Source organism: Rodentibacter caecimuris (assembly GCF_001019715.1).
In the GTDB taxonomy this organism is placed as follows: Bacteria; Pseudomonadota; Gammaproteobacteria; order Enterobacterales; family Pasteurellaceae; genus Rodentibacter; species Rodentibacter caecimuris.
The window spans coordinates 121,541-139,957 of the sequence record NZ_BBXJ01000001.1 but is presented as its reverse complement, the minus strand read 5'-3'; the positions used below and the strand labels follow the sequence as shown (position 1 = coordinate 139,957).

Genomic DNA, 18,417 nt, shown 5'->3' with positions numbered 1-18,417 from the left:
TTTTAAGTGCGGTCAAAAAATAAGAAGAAAATTATTCTACAAAGGGATCACGTAAAATCATTGTTTCTACGCGATCAGGGCCTGTTGATAGAATATCTACCGGAACTCCGGTGACTTCTTCAATACGTTTGATATAGTTAAGGCAATTTTGCGGTAATTTATTTACATCTGTAATACGGAAAGTATTTTCTTTCCAACCCGGTAAGGTTTCATAAATAGGCTCAATACCTTCCCAATCTTTTGCTGAAAGTGGTGCGTATTCTACAATTTCACCATTTGGCATTTTATACGCCACACAGATTTTAATTTCATCAAAGCCGTCCAATACATCCAATTTCGTCATACAAAAACCGGAAATAGAGTTGAGCTGAACCGCCCGACGAATGGCTACGGCGTCAAACCAACCGCAACGACGCGGACGACCGGTTACCGCACCAAATTCATTCCCTTTACGTGCAATCTCAGCGCCTACATCATCGAATAATTCGGTAGTGAATGGACCTCCACCTACGCGGGTACAGTAGGCTTTAATAATACCCAATACATAATCAAGATTACGAGGACCAAAGCCGGAACCGGTTGCAACGCCACCTGCCGTGGTGTTTGAACTGGTTACAAACGGGTAAGTACCGTGATCGATGTCTAACATAGTGCCTTGCGCACCTTCAAATAGGATATTGTCGCCGTTTTTGCGTGCAGTATCCAAAATTGTGGTAACATCTGCCACCATACCGGTGATAATATCAGCTACTGCCATGACATCATCTAAGGTTTTTTGATAATCGATCGGCTCAACTTTGTAGTAGTTTACTAATTGGAAATTATAGTATTCAAGAATATTTTTAAGTTTTTCAGCAAAGGCTTTTTTGTCAAATAAATCGCTTACTCGCAATCCGCGACGGGCGACTTTATCTTCATAAGCCGGCCCGATACCGCGACCGGTCGTACCGATTGCTTTTTTGCCTAGTGCTGCTTCACGGGCATGATCCATGGCAACGTGATAAGGGAGAATCAAGGGACAAGCCTCGGAAATCAATAAACGCTCACGAACATTGATACCACGGTTTTCAAGCTCGCCCATTTCTTGCATTAATGCCGCAGGTGAAAGCACCACGCCATTGCCGATAAGACAGGTTACATTTTGGCGTAAAATACCGGATGGGATCAAACGCAATACGGTTTTTTCACCATTAATAATAAGCGTATGTCCTGCGTTATGACCGCCTTGATAGCGCACAACATATTTTACGCGATCAGTTAACAAGTCAACGATTTTACCTTTACCTTCGTCACCCCATTGAGCGCCCAAGATAACGACACTTTTTCCCATAATTTCCACCTTTTAAATTTGGTTGATTGATCAAATGAAATGAATAGCCGGATGTTTTTTTATTCTTTTTTATTACCCTAAAAATTAAATTCTATACTTTAATTGAGGGATGAATATTAATTTAGAACGAATCACGACCCGCTATATTAAACTATTCTGCTGTGACTTTCTAGTTTTGCTACGCCTACGCCTTCAATTTAACGGTGAATTAATGGCTTTTCGTTCACTGCGAAATAAAATCACGAATAACCCTATCAACAGACCGATTCCGGCACCTAGACATCCCCAACTGTTTGACCCTCTTATTTCCATCTGCTGTGGACTTTTAGTGAAATGAAATGCGGTAAAATTCTCGTCAAGCGGATTAACGGATTTCATCATATTGAGTTTTCCCTGCCAATCTTGACGTTCCACGCTATTACCGTAAGGAATATTGCCCAAATTGAGTTCTGCTGCGGTTTTTACTTGAGTAAATAAATTTTTCCATTGGAGAATGAGGTCGGCATACATCATTTTTCTTGTAATGGTATTACTATTATCAAGAAGTGAGGAAAGCAATGCTTGTGATTCTCCCGCTTCACTTAATGTAATGGTAATTTTTCCGGTGTTATAACTGAGCGGCTGGAAGTGGGTATTGTTGATTAAATCATTTAATAGTCGGGCATGGTCTGTCGTGTTTTTACTGATTTTTTGCTTGTAATAGCTTGAGTTTTCCCAAAAGTGTTTTAAGTTATCATAAGAAACCAACTGTTTGGTAAAATTTTGATAGACTAATTCGGTAACTTTACTATCCGTTGTATCTTTCCCTTGCATGAGTTGGTACATAGAGTGGAGGGAATAATAATTGCCCAGTTCGGATAGGGTAGGATGAGTGATTTCCACTTCTGTTTTCCATTTTGCGTTTAGCCAATAGCCTGATGCATAGCCGATTACACCACAAAGTGCGGTTGAAATGACGAGTGTTTTTAGTGTCTTTAAATATGACATACTATTTTTCCTATTCGTTTTTTATTGAGATTTTATTTTAAGGTTCCCCTCCTTTCTGCATTATTTACAGCTTAGTAAGAACAAAAGGGTAACAATATTGAAGTCACATTTTGATTGGTTCAAAAGTGACTTCATTCAGGTAACGGGTATTATTCAAACAACGATTTATGTAACGAGCGAACCACCTCATCGGCGTGTTCACTCTGTACTAACATACAGATATTATTAGTACTGGCTCCGTAGCTGATCATACGAACATTGTAAGATTCCAGCGTTTCAAAAATACGTTTTGCGATACCCGACGCAATATGGAGTTCGTTTCCGATAAGTGCGACAAGGGATAAACCGGTATCGACTTTTACCGTACAATATTGGCTTAGCTCTTCCAACAATTCGCCTGAAAGTAATGTTGTACCGGATGAGCTTGAGCCTGTTTTATCAAGCGTTAAAGCAATGCTTATTTCCGATGTGGTAATGGTATCTACGGAAATTTTGTGTTTTGCCAAGATACTGAATACGTTTGCCAAGAAACCTTGGGCGTGTAGCATACTCAGGCTGGAAAGGGTCAATAACGTTTGATCTCTGCGCAATGCAATCGCACGGAAAGTCGGTCTGGGCTGCGGATCGCGGGTTACCCAAGTTCCTCCGTCTTGTGGTGCTTTGCTTGAACCCACATATACGGGAATATTGCTGCGAACGGCAGGCAATAATGTTGCCGGATGAAGTACTTTGGCGCCGAAGGTTGCCATTTCCGCAGCCTCTGCAAAACTCATTGTATCAATGCGTTGTGCTGTTGGTACAATACGGGGATCCGTGCTGTAAATGCCGGCAACATCAGTCCAAATTAATACATCTTTTGCATTTAATACCTCGGCTAAGAGTGCAGCGGAGTAGTCGCTACCGCCACGCCCCAATGTTGTCGTTTTCCCGCCCGGTTCACGACCGATAAAACCTTGGGTAATGATTAATTCACCACGGTCAATCAATGGTTTTAAAATATTGTCGCTATTGCGTTGGGTTTTTTCGTCATCCGGTACAGCTTTGCCAAAATGATTATTGGTTGCCACAATACTACGCATATCTATCCAACTCGCACTTTTATTTTGTTCACGCAAAATTTCAATAAAAATTTGTGTTGACATCATTTCGCCGTGGCTGATTAATTCGTCTGTCAAGGCGGTTGAGGTAGCAAGGCTTGCGGCTTCGGAAAGATATTCAATATTCTCAATATATTTTTCAATGATTGGTCGAACAAGAGAATCGTCTTTCAGTTCGTTTAAAATATTTTCTTGAATTTGACGTACTTCCCCAACTAATCTTCTGCGTTTTTCCGTTTCCACACCATTGGCAAGTTCCACCAAAAGATTTGTGACGCCGGCAGAGGCTGAAAGGACAACAATGCGCGTGTTTGGATCATTAATAATAATTTTTGCACAGGCTGTCATTGCTGCGTAGTTGGCAACGGAAGTACCGCCGAATTTAGCGACAGATAAATGAGACATAAAATATTCTCCTGTTAAATGAATGTTCTAAGTATAGTGTTTGCAAAAGCATAGAAATAACGATTTAGTCAAACATTGTCAAATGGATTTCATAAAAAGCCGGTTAGATTTTTCATTCATTATCAGGAAGTGGGAGAGGCTCCGGTTTGCCTAGAAAATAAGGTTGAATACCAATTGCCAAATCAAAGATTGCTTTCAGGCGGGCAAAGGTTTCTCGAATACGTGTACCGAAATAGACATCGGGCTGTTTGGCGGCGAAACAAATCGCATCAATATCATAATATTTGGCGATAAACAGGGCTCGCTCACAATGAAATTTTTGGCTGATAATAATATAAGAAGGGACTTGGAAAACTTTATTGGCACGCACCACAGAATCTAATGTACGGAAACCGGCAAAATCCAGGAAAAGACGATCTCTCGGCACATTCATTTTTCGTAAATCCCTCAACATTGTGCGCGGCTCATTATATTGTAATGTCCGATTATCACCACTGAGCAGAAGATAACTCACTTTTTGATTTTCGAGAAGTGTTTTTGCCGCAGTAAGACGATTGGTGTAGTAATCGTTGGTTTTGCCGGTAGCAACATATTTTGATGTGCCGAGTACGACTCCGTAAGGGCGGTAGGGCAATTTATCCACTTTTTCAAATACGCTGTCACGAACATAGAAACTGATAGATTGATCGATTATCAGACAAGCTAAAAGAAAAGATAGGCTCACGCAGTACATCCGGCGAATCATTTTTTTTAAATGAAAACGATGCCAAAGGGAAAGTGCGGTCATTTTGAGAGATAATTTTGAATCAATCATGTAACTAAAATAATGAAAACTTGAGGTAAGTTCAAGCTGAATTTTGTGTTCACCGCTCACTATGTTGGTTTAGCCGTTTAGACGGCTAAAATTTCTTGACAAAGATAATAAGCTGTTGATAATTTGAAACATCTTTAATTTCACGCAGTAGGTTTTCAATGTCGTCTGTCCAAAATGTGGTGCTTTTTCAAGATAATCCGCTACAACTTATGTTGGGCGGTGAAATTTCGCTGATTAACGTGGCTTATCAAACTTACGGGACATTGAATGCGGATAAAAATAACATCGTGCTAATTTGCCATGCGCTAACCGGGGATGCGCAGCCTTATTTTTCGGATAAAGAAAAAAACGGCTGGTGGCAGAATTTTATGGGCGATGGTCTTGCGCTAGATACTTCCCGTTATTTTTTTATTTGCTCGAATGTATTGGGCGGCTGCAAAGGCACGACAGGGCCGGCTTCCGTTAATCCTAAAACGGGCAAGCCTTATGGTAGCCAATTTCCGAATATTACAGTACAGGACATTGTGCATGTGCAAAAAGCACTGTTAGATCATTTAGGCGTAACACACTTGAAAGCGGTGATTGGCGGATCTTTCGGCGGAATGCAAGCAACCCAATGGGGCATTGAATATCCGGATTTTGTCGATAATATCGTTAATCTTTGTTCATCACTTTTTTTCAGTGCGGAAGCCATAGGATTTAATCATGTTATGCGTCAGGCTGTGATTAATGATCCCAATTTTAATGGCGGAGATTATTATGATGGCGCACCGCCCGATCAAGGTTTATCCATTGCCCGTATGTTAGGAATGCTGACTTATCGTACGGATTTACAGCTTGCTAAAGCGTTTGGACGGGCGACTAAATCGGAAGGAGATTTTTGGGGAGATTATTTCCAAGTAGAATCTTATCTGACTTACCAAGGTAAAAAATTCCTTGAACGCTTTGATGCCAACAGCTATTTGCATTTGCTTCGCGCCTTGGATATGTATGATCCGAGCTTGGGCTATTCTGATGTTAAAGCCGCGCTTTCACGTATCAAAGCACGCTATACGCTGATTTCGGTAACAACCGATCAACTGTTTAAATCCATTGATTTACATAAAACCAAGCAGCTTTTAGAACAAAGTAATGTTTCCTTGAATTTTTACGAATTTCCATCGGTTTATGGGCATGATGCCTTTTTGGTTGATTACGATGGATTTGATAAGTGGATTAGTGAAGGCTTGGCAGGTAAAAATTAAAAAGTGCGGTAATTTCTACCGCACTTTTCTATAGGTAGCTTACAAATTCTTCAACATTCCCGCCACGTGATTCACGTTCAAGTTTTTCCGCCGCCGTACCAAGCATCAATAACGCTACAATTTTGTCTTGTTTGCGACAGCCAAGGGCGTGCCGTAACGCACTTCCATTGATCCATTTTCCCGTAATCCAAACATTATCAAAACCTTGCGCATTGGCGGCAAGTTGAATGCCGTAAGCGGCACAGCCGGCGGTAAGTAGCTGTTCCCAAGTGGGTACTTTTTCCACATCAGGATTAATTTTAGCGATAACCGCAATGACCATCGGCGCGCGATGAGCAAGTTTTTCGGCTTTTTTTAAGCGCTCTTCGCCAAGGTTGAGTTCTACCGAGGCTTCCTTGAGTAAATGTTCTAATTTATCCAATCCTTCATTTTCTATAACAACAAAGTGATAAGGCTGCAATTTGCCATGATCCGGCGTGTGAAGTGCCGCCTGAAAAATTTGCTCAAGTTGGGCTTTGCTTGGTGCAGGGGAGGTAAGTTTTTTATTTGAGCGTCGTGTTGTTAATAGGGTTAATGTATCCATTTGATTTCACAAAGTAAATAAAAGTACGGCGGATTATAGCATAGTTTTTAGCCTGAGTTTATGTTACGCTAAGCGCAATTTTTTCAACCTGTTAAAACCTTTATGAACCCAATTTTCCGAGTGATCAAATTTTGTTGGCATGCGCTAAATTTTATTCGTGATTTAGTGATGAATTTTTTCTTTTTAATTTTCATTTTTCTGTTGGTGACAATTTTCAGTATCACTGCAAATACTAAAAAAAGCGCAGTGAATTTAAATACGGATAAAGGCGCATTATTGCTAAATTTAGACGGTTACTTAGCCGACAATCGTGATGATGCTTTTGGCTGGCAGCAAATATTGCGAGAACTAAATAGCGGGGAGCGTATCCCGACTAAAATTTCAACCTTCGATGTGGTATATGCCATTAATTTAGCAAAAGAAGATGAGAATATTCGAGGATTAGTATTGGATCTCAATTATTTTTCAGGCGGTGATTTGCCAGCCATGAATTATATCGGTAAAGCTATTCAAGATTTTAAAACGTCAGAAAAACCGGTTATTGCATTGGCTAACAACTATTCCCAAGGGCAATATTTCTTAGCAAGTTTTGCCGATCAGATTTATTTAAACTCAATTGGTCAGGTCTCTATTCGAGGACTGGCGCAAGAAAATCTCTATTATAAAGATTTATTGGATAAGCTTGCCGTGACACCGCATATTTTCCGAGTGGGAACTTATAAATCCGCTGTCGAGCCTTTTTTGCGCAATGATATGTCGCCGGAAGCCAAACAAAATATGAATCAATGGCTAAATGGCATGTGGAATAACTATGTGCAAATTGTGAGTGGAAACCGTCATATTTCTGCGGAAACGTTGTTACCGAGTGCCAAACAATATTTGGCAGAATTAAAGACATTGAAAGGCGATAGTACGGCTTATACAAAACAGCGAAAATTGGTAACGGATATTGCCGACAATCTGGAATTGGATAAAAAATTGACCGCACTTTTCGGTAAAAATAGAGAAGGTAAGGTAAATATGATTGGTTTTTCAAATTATTTATCCGGTTTTGAGGATCGAATGGTTTCATCAATAGATGAAAATAAAATTGCGGTGGTAAACGTTGAAGGGGCGATTATTGATGGCGAAAGCACGGAAGAAGAGGTCGGAGGCGACAATGTGGTGCGCTTGTTACGTAAAGCCTACGATGATGAGCGGGTAAAAGCGGTCGTTTTGCGTGTGAATTCACCGGGAGGCAGTGCTTTTGCTTCGGAATTAATTCGCCAAGAAGTGAATAATTTACAGAAAGTCGGTAAACCAGTGGTGGTGTCTATGGGATCAATGGCTGCCTCGGGCGGTTATTGGATTTCCGCCACCTCCGATTACATTATTGCGGACAAAAATACCATTACCGGTTCTATCGGTATTTTTGGGATGTTACCGACCTTTGAAAATGCAATTAAAAAAATCGGTGTGAATAGTGATGGCGTCGCCACAACTGAACTGGCGGAAAGCTCTGTTTTCAGCCCGCTTTCAAAAAATACGCAAGATATTTACCAATTAGAAATTGAACACGGCTATGATAAATTCTTAGATTTAGTGAGTCGTGGCCGTCAAATATCAAAAACTGCCGTGGATAAAATTGCTCAGGGGCAAGTATGGTTGGGTACGGATGCTTTTAAACATAATCTTGTGGATGAATTGGGGGATTTTGATCGTGCGGTAGAAAAAGCAGGCGAATTGATCAATTTTCATCGTGAAACCGTGATTGAAGATTTTACGGTGGAATGGATGACAGAAGAAGATAGCAGTATGCTCGGTAAATTGTTTCGGGATCTTAAATATAACGCCCAGCAATTTATGCTGACTTGGCTTGATTTACCAAAACCGATTCAACAACTCAAACAGCATTTAAATCAACTGAATAAGTTTAATGATCCTAAAGGACAATATTTGTATTGTTTGAATTGCGGCGGAGTAAAATAATCGAATTTGACGCAATGTTATTTTTAAAGAAAAAGCAGGGAATTCCCTGCTTTTTTATAAAGTGCGGTCAATTTAGAGTTTATTTTTGATTTTTCATATTTGAGAAAATATTCGCAAGTATCGGACCGGATACATTGTGCCAGAAACTGAATAATGCACTGGGTACGGCAGCAATCGGATTAAAGTGTGCCGCTGCGAGTGCCGCCCCTAAACCAGAATTTTGCATGCCTACTTCAATAGCAATCGCTTTACTGTCAGCAGTATTGAGCTTGAATAGTCTTGCTGCGAAGAAACCGATTAAATAGCCTAAGCAGTTGTGTAGAACCACAACACTGAAAATTAATAAACCGGATTCAACAATTTTATCCTTACTTACCGCAACGACAGCCGCCAGAATTAAAACGATTGAAACGACGGAAATAAGCGGGGTAATTTTGCTTGCCTGCACAATAACATCTTTAAATAAGGCACGAATGACTAAACCTAAGAAAATTGGGAAAAGCACCATTTTTAATACCGACATAAACATTGCGGAGGCGTTAATATCTAACCACTGGCTTGCCAATACATAGAAAATTGCTGAGGTAAGCAATGGCGAAAGCAGTGTTGAAATTGTTGTACAAGCCACGGAAAGCGCAGTGTTACCTTTTGCAAGATAAGTCATCACATTAGAGGATGTCCCGCCCGGACAAGAGCCGACCAAAATGACTCCCACCGCTAAATCCGAAGGCAGATTAAAGGCTTTGGCAAGTAAGAATGCGATCGCAGGCATAATAATAAATTGCCCTGCCACTCCAATAAATACCGCCTTGGGATGTTTAGCGACCTCACTAAAATCATTGAACGTGAGAGTAATTCCCATACCAAACATGACTAAACCGAGTAAGTAGGGAATGTAGGGTGCAAAAATTTTAAATTCGGTAGGGAATAAGAAAGCAAGAACAGCGAAAACAATTGCCCATAAAGCAAAAGTTTTGCTGACAAATTGAGTTAATTTCAGCAATGTTTGCATGGATTTTCCTTATTGTAATGTAACTAAAAGAGTGATTGATTCTAAAGATGTTTTTCTTTCAAATCAATTATCCATCGTCGGACGAATCCATGAGCTTTCATTAAGTAATCGACCAAAGTGACTTTCTACCAAACGTTCCGTTATAGTCGTTTGGGGCCGACAAAATAGATCTTTAGGTTTACCGTATTCAACCATTTTTCCTTCATCCATGACTAATACATTATCTGCAATGTGTTTAATCAGCCCTAAATCTTGCCCCACATAAATATAAGCAACGCCGAGGCGGGCTTGAAGATCGAGAGAAAGATTCATTAATTGGGCGCGAACGGATGCATCAAGGGTACTGAAAGTATCATCGACAATAATAATTTCCGGCTCTAAAATAAATGCTCGGGCCAGTGCGACCCGTTGCTTTTGACTGGCAGAGAGATTTTTAATTTTTAAATTCGTATAATCGGGATAAAGCCCGACCATTTGGAGGGTTTCAAAAATTTTTTGATTACGGGTTTCTTCATCCCAATCGGTTGTTAAGCGAAGCGGGGTGTCTAAAGCTTGTCCGATATTTTGGCGAGGATTAAACGCAGAATTCACGTCTTGGAATACCATACGAATATGTTGGGTTCGATAGTGTGAATCCTCAACGTTAAGAGTTGTTCCGTTAAACTTTATTTCACCTGAAGTTGGTTTGAGCATGCCGGCAATCATTTTGACTAAGGTAGATTTTCCCGAACCGTTTTTACCGATAATAGCGAGAGTCTGTTTCGGTTCAAGATTAAAACTCACTTTTTCTACGGCATTAAACACTCTTGAACCAAACCAATGGGCAGGGTCATTAAAGGTTTTAGACAATTCAATTACTTCCAATAATGGCATAAATTATTCCTTACTTGGCTCAGTGGATAACGTTAGCGGTGAATTGGCTAAGGTTTCCTTTAAACGTTTTTCCCTAAGATTAATTGGAAAGTGGCAGGAAAACTCATGTTGTTTAATACGATGACGGGTGGGTTTTTGCATACATTCTTTTTGTGAAAACGGACAACGAGGCCCGAAACGGCAGCCCATCGGCATTTGTTCTAAAAGCGGTACGGTGCCTTCTAATGTGCCTAATTTTGTTTTAAAACCAAGAGGTTCGGTAAAATCCGGTACAAAATGAATTAATGCTTGCGTATAAGGATGATGCGGCGATTCCAACAATGTTTGAGTCGGTGCCGATTCGGCATTTTGACCGCAGTACAGCACAGACATTGTGTGGCAAAGATCGCTAATGCTACGAATGTCATTGTTTGCTAGAAGAATACTTGTTCCCTGATTTTGATTCATACTGGAAAGCAAACGGAAAACTTGATTGGCTGTGATCGATTCTAACGTATTGGTCGGTTCATCCGCGATTAATAAACGGGGTTGATTTGCCACGGCAATAGCGATCATCACCTTTTGTCCTTCACCCTCCGTGAGATCGTTCGGATAACTTGCCATAATTCCTTGATGGTCTTTTATTCCGACACGGTGTAATAATTCAATGGCGCGGCGTTTTTTCCAACCGAACCAATTCCACCATTTTCCACGATATGTCCAGTTTGGAATGCTCTGAATGAGCTGTTTTCCAATTTTTTTGCTGGGATCTAAACAGGTAAGCGGATCTTGAAAAACCATAGAAACTTCTTTTCCAATGAGTTTTCTACGCTGCGCCGGTGATAATTTTAACAGTTCTACATCATTGAAACGAAAGCGATCTGCCGTGATAATCCAATCTTCTTTTATTGAGTTTGCAATGACTTTGGCAATCAAACTTTTGCCTGAACCGGATTCTCCCACTAACCCTAAAATTTCTCCTGCGTTGAGGGTTAAATTCACACCGTCAACGATTTTAATTTTGCCGGTTGGCGTTTTAATTTCAATGTTTAGATTACGAATATCCAGGAGTACCATAATTATTGATAATATTGGTTAATGGCTTTACATAAGCCGTTGGTAAACAAAATGCTTAATAAAATAGTGATAATAATTGCAAACCCGGGTAGTAATACCGTCCAAGGTGCAAGATGAAGCAGTTCCAGCGAATCTTTTATCATTGCCCCCCATTCAGGCATTGGGCGTTGCGCGCCAAGGGAAATAAAGCTCAAAGCGGTAATGTCTAAAATCGCAATGACAAAAGCACGTGAAATCTCTTGAATGTAAGTGACGGTAATATTCGGCAAAATCGTGCTGCGCAATAATTCAATGTTGGAAATGCCATCAAGTTTTAGTATCACCACGTATTCTTTTTTTAATTCTTGTTGAATTGCTTGGTAAATAGTGTGAATGAAATAAGGCAGCACCGCCAATATGGTCGATACCATTGCATTCATTAAACTGGGTTCCATAAAAGTAGAAATAATGATAGCAATTAACAAAATAGGGAGCGATAGAAAAGCATCAAAAATATGTCCGAGAAAACGCGCTTTAATGCCTCCTGACATGCCGGCTAAAATGCCTAATGTACCGCCGATAACCGCCACAAGAAAAACAACAATGAGTGAAGAACCAAGCGTATAATGCGTTCCCATAATAACTCGGCTTAATACATCGCGGGCAAGATCATCGGTACCGAAGAAAAAGGCGATTTGCCCTTTTTCTACCCAAGAGGGCGGCATTAACTCTTGTCCGACAAACTCCATACTATCGCTATAGGGGGCGATAAAAGGGGAGAAAAGTGCGGTCAAAATTAATAGAAAAAATAAGTAAAAGCTGAATAAGGCGATACGGTTTTTACGAAACTGTAACCAAATTTGATAAATTGATGTGCTTTCACGAAATTCATCAGGTTCTTTATCTTGCATACCAACCTTTCTTATTAAACGGATCGAGGATAAACATCAGGGTTTTTGCCAACGTATCAAGGGTGATAATACAAATTCCCAATACAATTACCCCGGCTGAAATACTGTTGTAGTCTTGATTGCTAACCGCATCAATGAGCCAACGCCCTATGCCCGGCCAACCGAGCACGCTTTCCACCAACATACATTGTGTGATAACCAATGTGAATACACGGGTAATCTGCGGTACCAATAAGGGAAAAGTATTTCTAAAAACATATTTTTGTAAAATTTTCCATTTTGACCAACCACGGGTTAGCGCGGCTTTGGTGTAATTTTGTTGCAAGATATATTCTGCGCGCTGTTGAATAATACGGATAATTTCCATCGTGGGCAAAATACATAAAATCAGTGTCGGCAACGCTAAATGTTGTAATACGCTTTGCACAATTTTGATGCGATAAGGCTTATCTACAAACCATACATCAATCACCGGAAAGCCGCTAATCGGTTTAATTTCATAAAGTAAATTATATTGTCCCGTGGCGGAAATTTCCCAGCCGTAAACCGCCGCCGCATAAAGTAAAATCGGCGCAAGCCAGAAAACAGGGATAGATAGCCCCACATAAGAGAGCGTTTGCAGGCTCTTTGAAAAAATACCCTGACTATTAACCGCACTTAGAATGCCAAGAGGAATACTTAAAATTAAAGCAAGTAGCAGTGCGGTGAAGCAAAGCTGCAAGGTGGGCGGCAATACGGTAAAAATCAAGGATTTTAAAGATTGCCCGCCATTATAAGTAATACCGAAATCCCCCTGTAATAAAGAGCCAAGATAGTGAAAATAAGCACTATAAATACTCTTTGTGACAAGGGCCGAATTAAGCGGATCACGCATTAAAATCGCGAAACTAAGTAAGGTTAAAATAAATAGCAATAAACAAACCCAAAGGAGATGACGTAGCACTGACCACAACATTATTTTTTATCCTTTGCAAAATAGAGTGTCGAAAAATGCATACTGCCGAAAGGGCTCATTTGCACACCTCTTACCTTACCGTTTGCCACTAGAAAACGTTTTGCACTGGCAATAGGCACAATCGGTAACTCTTTTAATATCAGCTCTTGTGCAAGATTATAATTCTTCGCACGTTCTTGTAATCGTGTACTGGAAAGGGCATTGTCCATCAGTTGGTTAAATTTGGGATTGCACCAATTGGATAAATTCGTGATGTCATCTTTGGTGTCACAGCTTAAAATTGGGCGCATAAAACCATCGGGGTCTAAATTTCCGGCAAGCCAACCGGTGAGAATCATATCGTAATCCTCTGTTTTTTTAGCAAGTTGATCGAGCAAAAACACTCGCGTAACCGACCGCACTTTTACCTTCACACCGGCTTGAGCCAAGTCCCATTTAATGAGTTCCGCCATTTTTAGGGGAGACGGATTATACATCTGTTCTTCATTTAATACCCACATATTCAGCTGAAGATTTTTACCCGATAGGATATTTTTCGCCGGTTTGGGGGCGTAATCAAACTCAAATTCTGGCGTATTGACACTGGATGCCCAAGATACATTCGGAATAATATTATTCGCGACAGTAGCCGTGTTGTGATAGATATTGCGTATGATACGTGCGCGGTTAATACTTTGAGAAATCGCTTGGCGAATTTGCTTGTTTTGCATAAGCGGTTTATTAAAATTAAACGCGAGATAGGAAAGATTCATCCCATCTGTCGATTGTAAGTAATAGCGTTCGTCATTATTGTGTAGTAAGCCTAATTGGCTGACTTCCGGATAAGCCGCAATTTGGCATTCATTATTGAAAAACTTGATCAGCCGAGTGGTTCGCTCAGTAGATAAATCAACCAGAATGTGTTTGATTTTAGCATCTTTGTTCCAATAGCTATCGTTGCGTAATAGTCTGACATATTGATTATAGACATAGTTTTGCACCTGATAAGGCCCGGTACCGACAGGGTGGGTATCCAATTGTGCAAGGTTATTGTCCGCGTTTAATTGATAGGCATATTCTTGCGAGAAAATAATCGCATATTGGCTGGCTAGATGAGACAAAATCGAGGAATCCGGCTCAAATAATTCAATTTTTACTTGGTAAGGATTGACCGCAGTAATAGATTTTATTTTTTGGTTTAATTTTATGCTGTCAAAATAGGGAAAGCGTGCTTTTTTTGCCTGTTCATGAAATACGCGGTATTGTGGATTTTTATCATATTCAAAATTATCTTGATCTAAAATCGGCAAATAGGTGTCATGTCCGAGTACGCGGTTAATGGAAAATACCACATCTTCCGCATTAAAATCACGGGTTGGTGTAAACCATGGGGTGTGGTGAAATTTTACGCCTTTGCGGAGATTGATTAGAATCTCTTTGCCATCGGCTGAAACGGAATAAGATACCGCTAAAGAAGGGCTAACCGTTGCACTGTGATTTTTTATTTCAAACAGCTTATTATAAATTTGTTCCGTTACCACATTCATACTGGTGCCGGCGTCCGCTGTTTGCGGATTAAAAGAGAAACCCGATACATTGGTACAATAAATCAACCCGTTTTCCGTTAAACTTTCCGGTACACGCGGTGCCGCTTGAACTTGCGCAAACAGGCCCATATTTAGCAGAAGACAGAAAAATGTCAGATTTCGGCGTAACATAATAAGTGCGTTATGGTAAATTATGGCGCAAATTGTAAGATATATTAGTAAAAATGGCTAGGCTATTGAATGTTTAACATCTTTTCAAAAGAACTCAATCAAATAATTAATCGCGGATTTGACCGCACTTTACGCCTTGCGGTAACAGGGTTGAGTCGGAGTGGCAAAACCACATTTATCACGAGTCTGATCAATCAACTTTTGTCCGTTAATCAAGTTTCACACAACACCTTACCTTTATTTGAGGCTGCCAACGGCGCAATTATTGCGGTAAAGCGTGTGCCGCAACAAAATTTAAACGTCCCCCGTTTTGATTACGAAGCCAATTTAGCCGACCTTTATCGAATACCGCCCCAATGGTGTCAATCTACCAGAGGCGTGAGTGAAACACGTTTAGCCATTCGTTTTCAGCGTCAATCAGGCTTACTTCGCCACCTGAAAGAGCGTGGTACACTCTATCTGGATATCTTTGATTATCCGGGGGAGTGGCTGTTGGATTTGCCTTTGCTGGATTTGAATTTTGAACAATGGTCATTAGAACAAGCGCAAATTCATCAAGGAATGCGCGCCGAGCTTACTCAATCTTGGCTGGAAGATGTAAAAAAATTAGACTTAACTGCGGTTGTTAATGAAGAGGTTTTAGCAAAACTTGCAAAGGCTTATACGGCGTATCTTCATCAATGTAAAGCACAGGGTATGCAGTTTATTCAGCCGGGCAGATTTGTTTTACCGGGAGAATTGGACGGCGCGCCGGTCTTGCAGTTTTTCCCGTTACTTCACCTTACGCAGGCGCAATGGAAAAACCTTAAAAAAGAGGCAAAACCAAACAGCTATTTTGCTGTATTGAATAAACGTTATAATTATTATCGCAATAGCATTGTGAAAGGATTTTACGAAAATTATTTTTCAACCTTTGATCGCCAAGTCATTTTGGCGGATTGTTTAACGCCGTTGAATCATAGCCGCCAAGCATTTTTAGATATGCAGAGGGGGCTAAATCAGTTATTTAAAAATTTTCATTATGGTAAACGGAATTTTTTGAACCGTTTGTTTTCCCCACGTATTGATAAATTAATGTTTATTGCTACGAAAGCGGATCATATCACGAGTGATCAAATACCGAATTTAGTGAGCCTGATGCGACAGTTAGTCCAAGAAGGCGGTCGCCATGTGGAATTTGAAGGCATCGAAACGGAATACACAGCAATTGCCGCAATTCGTGCAACGAAACAAGTCATTGTCAATCAAAACGGTAAACAAATTAGAGCGATTCAAGGTGTTCGTGCTAAAGATAAGCGGTTAATAACCCTTTATCCCGGCAGTGTGCCGAGCAAATTACCGAACCAAGAATTTTGGCAAAAACAACCGCACTTTACGGAAAATGCGGCGCATTTTGAGTTTGACAGTTTTGATCCGCAACCCCTTGAACAAGGTGAGCCGCTCCCCCATTTGCGGATGGATGCCGTGTTGCAGTTTTTATTGGGCGATCGGTTTGATTAAGTTTAGCTGAAACGGCTTGCAATCTCGCTTGTGAGACTATCCAGCATGTCATAACGTTTGCGATACATTGAACGTTTTTTACTGGCGATTTCTTCTAGCGGTTTGCGTTCCACATCAAGGGGAAGTTGCCAATAAAGATCTTGATAGATTCCTTGGTTTTCTTGCCAAAATTCATCATAGTTAAATAAGATTTTACTTCGTGCGGATAGGCGGTATTTCCCTTGAAATTTATGTGGAATACCGATCAAATCACATTGCCAATGTTTTGCTAACTCACGGAATACGTGCATTAACATAAACATTGGGCGAATGCCGTGTAAATCTTTGGTTGCTTGTTTGATTAATTCTTGGGTGTTTCCGTGGCTAGGACCTTGTATGGAGCTAATCAACAATTTATTTGGCGCTAAAAACGTGAATGACGCATCATAAATTCGTTCGTGATTTTGATTACGGATATTGATGGCAAAGTAGCCCTCAAAAGGGTCGATAAAATTTAGACTTAAATTTAGGAAAAGATCATCACTTAATTGGCTTAATAAAATAACCTGCTCTTGCAGTAAACGTTTGCAAAACGGCAAACCTAATTTTTCTTCTGCAATATTGAGATTTTGAGTGATTGCCTCGAATCGCTGTGCAGCAGAAAAACGTTTGTCACAATAGGTAGTTAAAAGTGGATTAAAGCGATAATAATCTTGGGTAAAAAGCGCCTGCCATTGAGGGGTGTTATTTAAAAACTCAATAAGTTGACGGCATTGTTTTTTATAAATAAAACTGTAGGCATAATAACGGCATTTCTCGCGCAACTGTTTTGTTAACGGGCGATCTTTTGAATAAGGATACATTTGAACATAAGTTGGAAAGGAAATCTTAGTTGGTATTGCCATTTTGAACACGATATTAGTTAAAAAGTCACACTTATGTGACGATGGAACGGAAAAAATAGGGCTTATTTTATAATGGAAAAACAAATTTTCAACCAATATGATGAACCGACGGTAGAACGCTTTCAGCCAAAGCAAGAATTTACCAATGTAGAAACCATTTTGGACGAACCTTTAAAAGGGGAATTGCTGGACGAACAATTTAATCAGGCAATGAAACCTCGATCAAAAGGTTGGAAAACGGCGTTAAAATTGACCGCACTTTTATTTGGGGGCGCAACCGTGGCGCAATCGGTACAGTGGGTTTTGACAAGTTTTCAAAATCAACAATGGATTTATTTCGCATTTTCCCTTGTCAGTTTAGTTGTTGTGTTGTTTGGCGTGAAAGCGATCGTGGGCGAATGGCGGCGTTTAGTCTATTTGAAAAAACGTGAAAAATTACAACAACAAAGTCGGTTACTTTGGCAGAAAAATGCGGATGTTTTTGCCGCTGATGGTGAACAAGGTCAAAAACTTTGCTTAGAAATGGCAAAAGGTTTGCAATTAGATGAGCAATCGCCAGCTATTGTTCAATGGCAAAGCCAATTGAATGACGCTTATTCTGCGCAAGAGGTGGCGCAATTATTCAGCCAAAATGTGCTGAAACCTTTCGATCTCAAAGCGAAAAAATTGATTAGTAAAATGGCGGCGGAATCTGCCGTAGTCGTGGCGATCAGCCCACTGTCTTTAGTGGATATGTTTTTTGTCGCTTGGCGGAATCTTCGATTAATCAACAGTATTGCAGATATTTATGGTATTGAACTTGGTTATTTTGCCCGTATTCGCTTGTTGCGTATGGTGTTAATCAATATCGCATTTGCCGGCGTAACCGAGGTGGTGCGAGAGGTCGGTATGGATTGGCTTTCGCAAGATATTACGGCAAAACTTTCCGCCCGTGCGGCACAGGGGATTGGAGTCGGGTTGCTCACCGCCCGTTTAGGGGTGAAAGCAATGGAGTTTTGTCGTCCGCTCGCCTTTCAAGCTAATGAAAAGCCTAAGTTGTCTCATATTCAAAAAGAGCTTTTAACCACAATAAAAGAGGTGGTATTAAATAAAAAAGTGAAAGAAAAGGAATTCCTTTGATAA

Annotated in this window: 16 protein-coding genes; 4 read left to right on the top strand and 12 right to left on the bottom strand. The window is 40.3% G+C overall.

The features are described from left to right. Positions 1-31: 31 nt before the first annotated feature. The 4 genes from purA to PNEUHYL_RS00655 form a co-directional block, all read right to left on the bottom strand. Positions 32-1,330: an adenylosuccinate synthase gene (gene purA / locus PNEUHYL_RS00670; RefSeq protein ID WP_059365346.1), complete on the bottom strand. Its 1,299-nt coding sequence runs from the start codon at positions 1,328-1,330 to the stop codon at positions 32-34. Positions 1,331-1,522: 192 nt separating this feature from the next. Continuing rightward, a complete protein-coding gene (locus PNEUHYL_RS00665) occupies positions 1,523-2,317 on the bottom strand; it encodes a hypothetical protein (protein WP_059365345.1) in 795 nt (264 codons plus the stop codon). Positions 2,318-2,466: 149 nt separating this feature from the next. Further along, positions 2,467-3,819 (bottom strand): lysine-sensitive aspartokinase 3, encoded by a 1,353-nt coding sequence (lysC, locus tag PNEUHYL_RS00660; RefSeq protein ID WP_059365344.1) that lies wholly within the window; start codon positions 3,817-3,819, stop codon positions 2,467-2,469. A gap of 112 nt (positions 3,820-3,931) precedes the next feature. Next, positions 3,932-4,633: a SanA/YdcF family protein gene (locus PNEUHYL_RS00655; RefSeq protein WP_059368788.1), complete on the bottom strand. Its 702-nt coding sequence runs from the start codon at positions 4,631-4,633 to the stop codon at positions 3,932-3,934. A 158-nt stretch (positions 4,634-4,791) separates the two neighbouring features. Here PNEUHYL_RS00655 and metX point away from each other — a divergent pair, with 158 nt between their 5' ends. After that, positions 4,792-5,877, top strand: coding sequence for a homoserine O-acetyltransferase MetX (gene metX / locus PNEUHYL_RS00650; RefSeq protein WP_059365343.1), 1,086 nt, complete (start codon positions 4,792-4,794; stop codon positions 5,875-5,877). A 28-nt stretch (positions 5,878-5,905) separates the two neighbouring features. On the opposite strand, the gene PNEUHYL_RS00645 is transcribed toward metX, so the two are convergent. Continuing rightward, a complete protein-coding gene (locus tag PNEUHYL_RS00645) occupies positions 5,906-6,460 on the bottom strand; it encodes an NAD(P)H nitroreductase (RefSeq protein WP_059365342.1) in 555 nt (184 codons plus the stop codon). A gap of 111 nt (positions 6,461-6,571) precedes the next feature. Here PNEUHYL_RS00645 and sppA point away from each other — a divergent pair, with 111 nt between their 5' ends. Continuing rightward, positions 6,572-8,428 carry a signal peptide peptidase SppA gene (gene sppA, locus PNEUHYL_RS00640; RefSeq protein WP_059368787.1) on the top strand — a complete coding sequence of 619 codons (1,857 nt, stop codon included), beginning with the start codon at positions 6,572-6,574 and terminating at the stop codon, positions 8,426-8,428. Positions 8,429-8,507: 79 nt separating this feature from the next. Here the strand turns inward: sppA and PNEUHYL_RS00635 are convergent, their stop codons facing one another. The 6 genes from PNEUHYL_RS00635 to PNEUHYL_RS00610 form a co-directional block, all read right to left on the bottom strand. Further along, positions 8,508-9,440 (bottom strand): bile acid:sodium symporter family protein, encoded by a 933-nt coding sequence (locus PNEUHYL_RS00635; RefSeq protein ID WP_059365341.1) that lies wholly within the window; start codon positions 9,438-9,440, stop codon positions 8,508-8,510. Between the two features lie 63 nt (positions 9,441-9,503). Then, complete coding sequence (locus PNEUHYL_RS00630) at positions 9,504-10,313, bottom strand: peptide ABC transporter ATP-binding protein (protein WP_059365340.1); 810 nt, start codon at positions 10,311-10,313, stop codon at positions 9,504-9,506. Between the two features lie 3 nt (positions 10,314-10,316). Then, positions 10,317-11,369, bottom strand: a complete 1,053-nt coding sequence (locus PNEUHYL_RS00625; protein ID WP_059365339.1) for a peptide ABC transporter ATP-binding protein — start codon at positions 11,367-11,369, stop codon at positions 10,317-10,319. A gap of 2 nt (positions 11,370-11,371) precedes the next feature. Next, the gene (locus tag PNEUHYL_RS00620; protein WP_059365338.1) at positions 11,372-12,259 is read right to left on the bottom strand and encodes an ABC transporter permease subunit; all 888 of its coding nucleotides are present in this window, start codon (positions 12,257-12,259) and stop codon (positions 11,372-11,374) included. Then, positions 12,249-13,214, bottom strand: coding sequence for an ABC transporter permease (locus PNEUHYL_RS00615; RefSeq protein WP_059365337.1), 966 nt, complete (start codon positions 13,212-13,214; stop codon positions 12,249-12,251). The genes PNEUHYL_RS00620 and PNEUHYL_RS00615 overlap by 11 nt, the downstream gene beginning before the upstream one ends. After that, positions 13,214-14,911, bottom strand: coding sequence for an ABC transporter substrate-binding protein (locus tag PNEUHYL_RS00610; RefSeq protein WP_059365336.1), 1,698 nt, complete (start codon positions 14,909-14,911; stop codon positions 13,214-13,216). The genes PNEUHYL_RS00615 and PNEUHYL_RS00610 overlap by 1 nt, the downstream gene beginning before the upstream one ends. A gap of 69 nt (positions 14,912-14,980) precedes the next feature. Here PNEUHYL_RS00610 and PNEUHYL_RS00605 point away from each other — a divergent pair, with 69 nt between their 5' ends. Next, positions 14,981-16,411: a YcjX family GTP-binding protein gene (locus tag PNEUHYL_RS00605; RefSeq protein WP_059365335.1), complete on the top strand. Its 1,431-nt coding sequence runs from the start codon at positions 14,981-14,983 to the stop codon at positions 16,409-16,411. A 2-nt stretch (positions 16,412-16,413) separates the two neighbouring features. Here PNEUHYL_RS00605 and PNEUHYL_RS00600 read toward each other — a convergent pair whose 3' ends face one another. After that, positions 16,414-17,295, bottom strand: coding sequence for a VirK/YbjX family protein (locus PNEUHYL_RS00600; RefSeq protein ID WP_059365334.1), 882 nt, complete (start codon positions 17,293-17,295; stop codon positions 16,414-16,416). 72 nt (positions 17,296-17,367) lie between these two features. Between PNEUHYL_RS00600 and PNEUHYL_RS00595 the strand changes: the two genes are divergently transcribed. Beyond that, on the top strand, positions 17,368-18,414 hold the full coding sequence (locus PNEUHYL_RS00595; RefSeq protein ID WP_059365333.1) for a TIGR01620 family protein: 1,047 nt from the start codon (positions 17,368-17,370) through the stop codon (positions 18,412-18,414). The last annotated feature ends 3 nt before the right edge of the window (positions 18,415-18,417 follow it).

Coding starts and splice junctions, on each gene's coding strand:
- purA (WP_059365346.1), bottom strand. CDS start 1,330: ATGGGAAAAAGTGTCGTTATCTTGGGCGCTCAATGGGGTGACGAAGGT.
- PNEUHYL_RS00665 (WP_059365345.1), bottom strand. CDS start 2,317: ATGTCATATTTAAAGACACTAAAAACACTCGTCATTTCAACCGCACTT.
- lysC (WP_059365344.1), bottom strand. CDS start 3,819: ATGTCTCATTTATCTGTCGCTAAATTCGGCGGTACTTCCGTTGCCAAC.
- PNEUHYL_RS00655 (WP_059368788.1), bottom strand. CDS start 4,633: ATGATTGATTCAAAATTATCTCTCAAAATGACCGCACTTTCCCTTTGG.
- metX (WP_059365343.1), top strand. CDS start 4,792: ATGTCGTCTGTCCAAAATGTGGTGCTTTTTCAAGATAATCCGCTACAA.
- PNEUHYL_RS00645 (WP_059365342.1), bottom strand. CDS start 6,460: ATGGATACATTAACCCTATTAACAACACGACGCTCAAATAAAAAACTT.
- PNEUHYL_RS00635 (WP_059365341.1), bottom strand. CDS start 9,440: ATGCAAACATTGCTGAAATTAACTCAATTTGTCAGCAAAACTTTTGCT.
- PNEUHYL_RS00630 (WP_059365340.1), bottom strand. CDS start 10,313: ATGCCATTATTGGAAGTAATTGAATTGTCTAAAACCTTTAATGACCCT.
- PNEUHYL_RS00625 (WP_059365339.1), bottom strand. CDS start 11,369: ATGGTACTCCTGGATATTCGTAATCTAAACATTGAAATTAAAACGCCA.
- PNEUHYL_RS00620 (WP_059365338.1), bottom strand. CDS start 12,259: ATGCAAGATAAAGAACCTGATGAATTTCGTGAAAGCACATCAATTTAT.
- PNEUHYL_RS00615 (WP_059365337.1), bottom strand. CDS start 13,214: ATGTTGTGGTCAGTGCTACGTCATCTCCTTTGGGTTTGTTTATTGCTA.
- PNEUHYL_RS00610 (WP_059365336.1), bottom strand. CDS start 14,911: ATGTTACGCCGAAATCTGACATTTTTCTGTCTTCTGCTAAATATGGGC.
- PNEUHYL_RS00605 (WP_059365335.1), top strand. CDS start 14,981: ATGTTTAACATCTTTTCAAAAGAACTCAATCAAATAATTAATCGCGGA.
- PNEUHYL_RS00600 (WP_059365334.1), bottom strand. CDS start 17,295: ATGGCAATACCAACTAAGATTTCCTTTCCAACTTATGTTCAAATGTAT.
- PNEUHYL_RS00595 (WP_059365333.1), top strand. CDS start 17,368: ATGGAAAAACAAATTTTCAACCAATATGATGAACCGACGGTAGAACGC.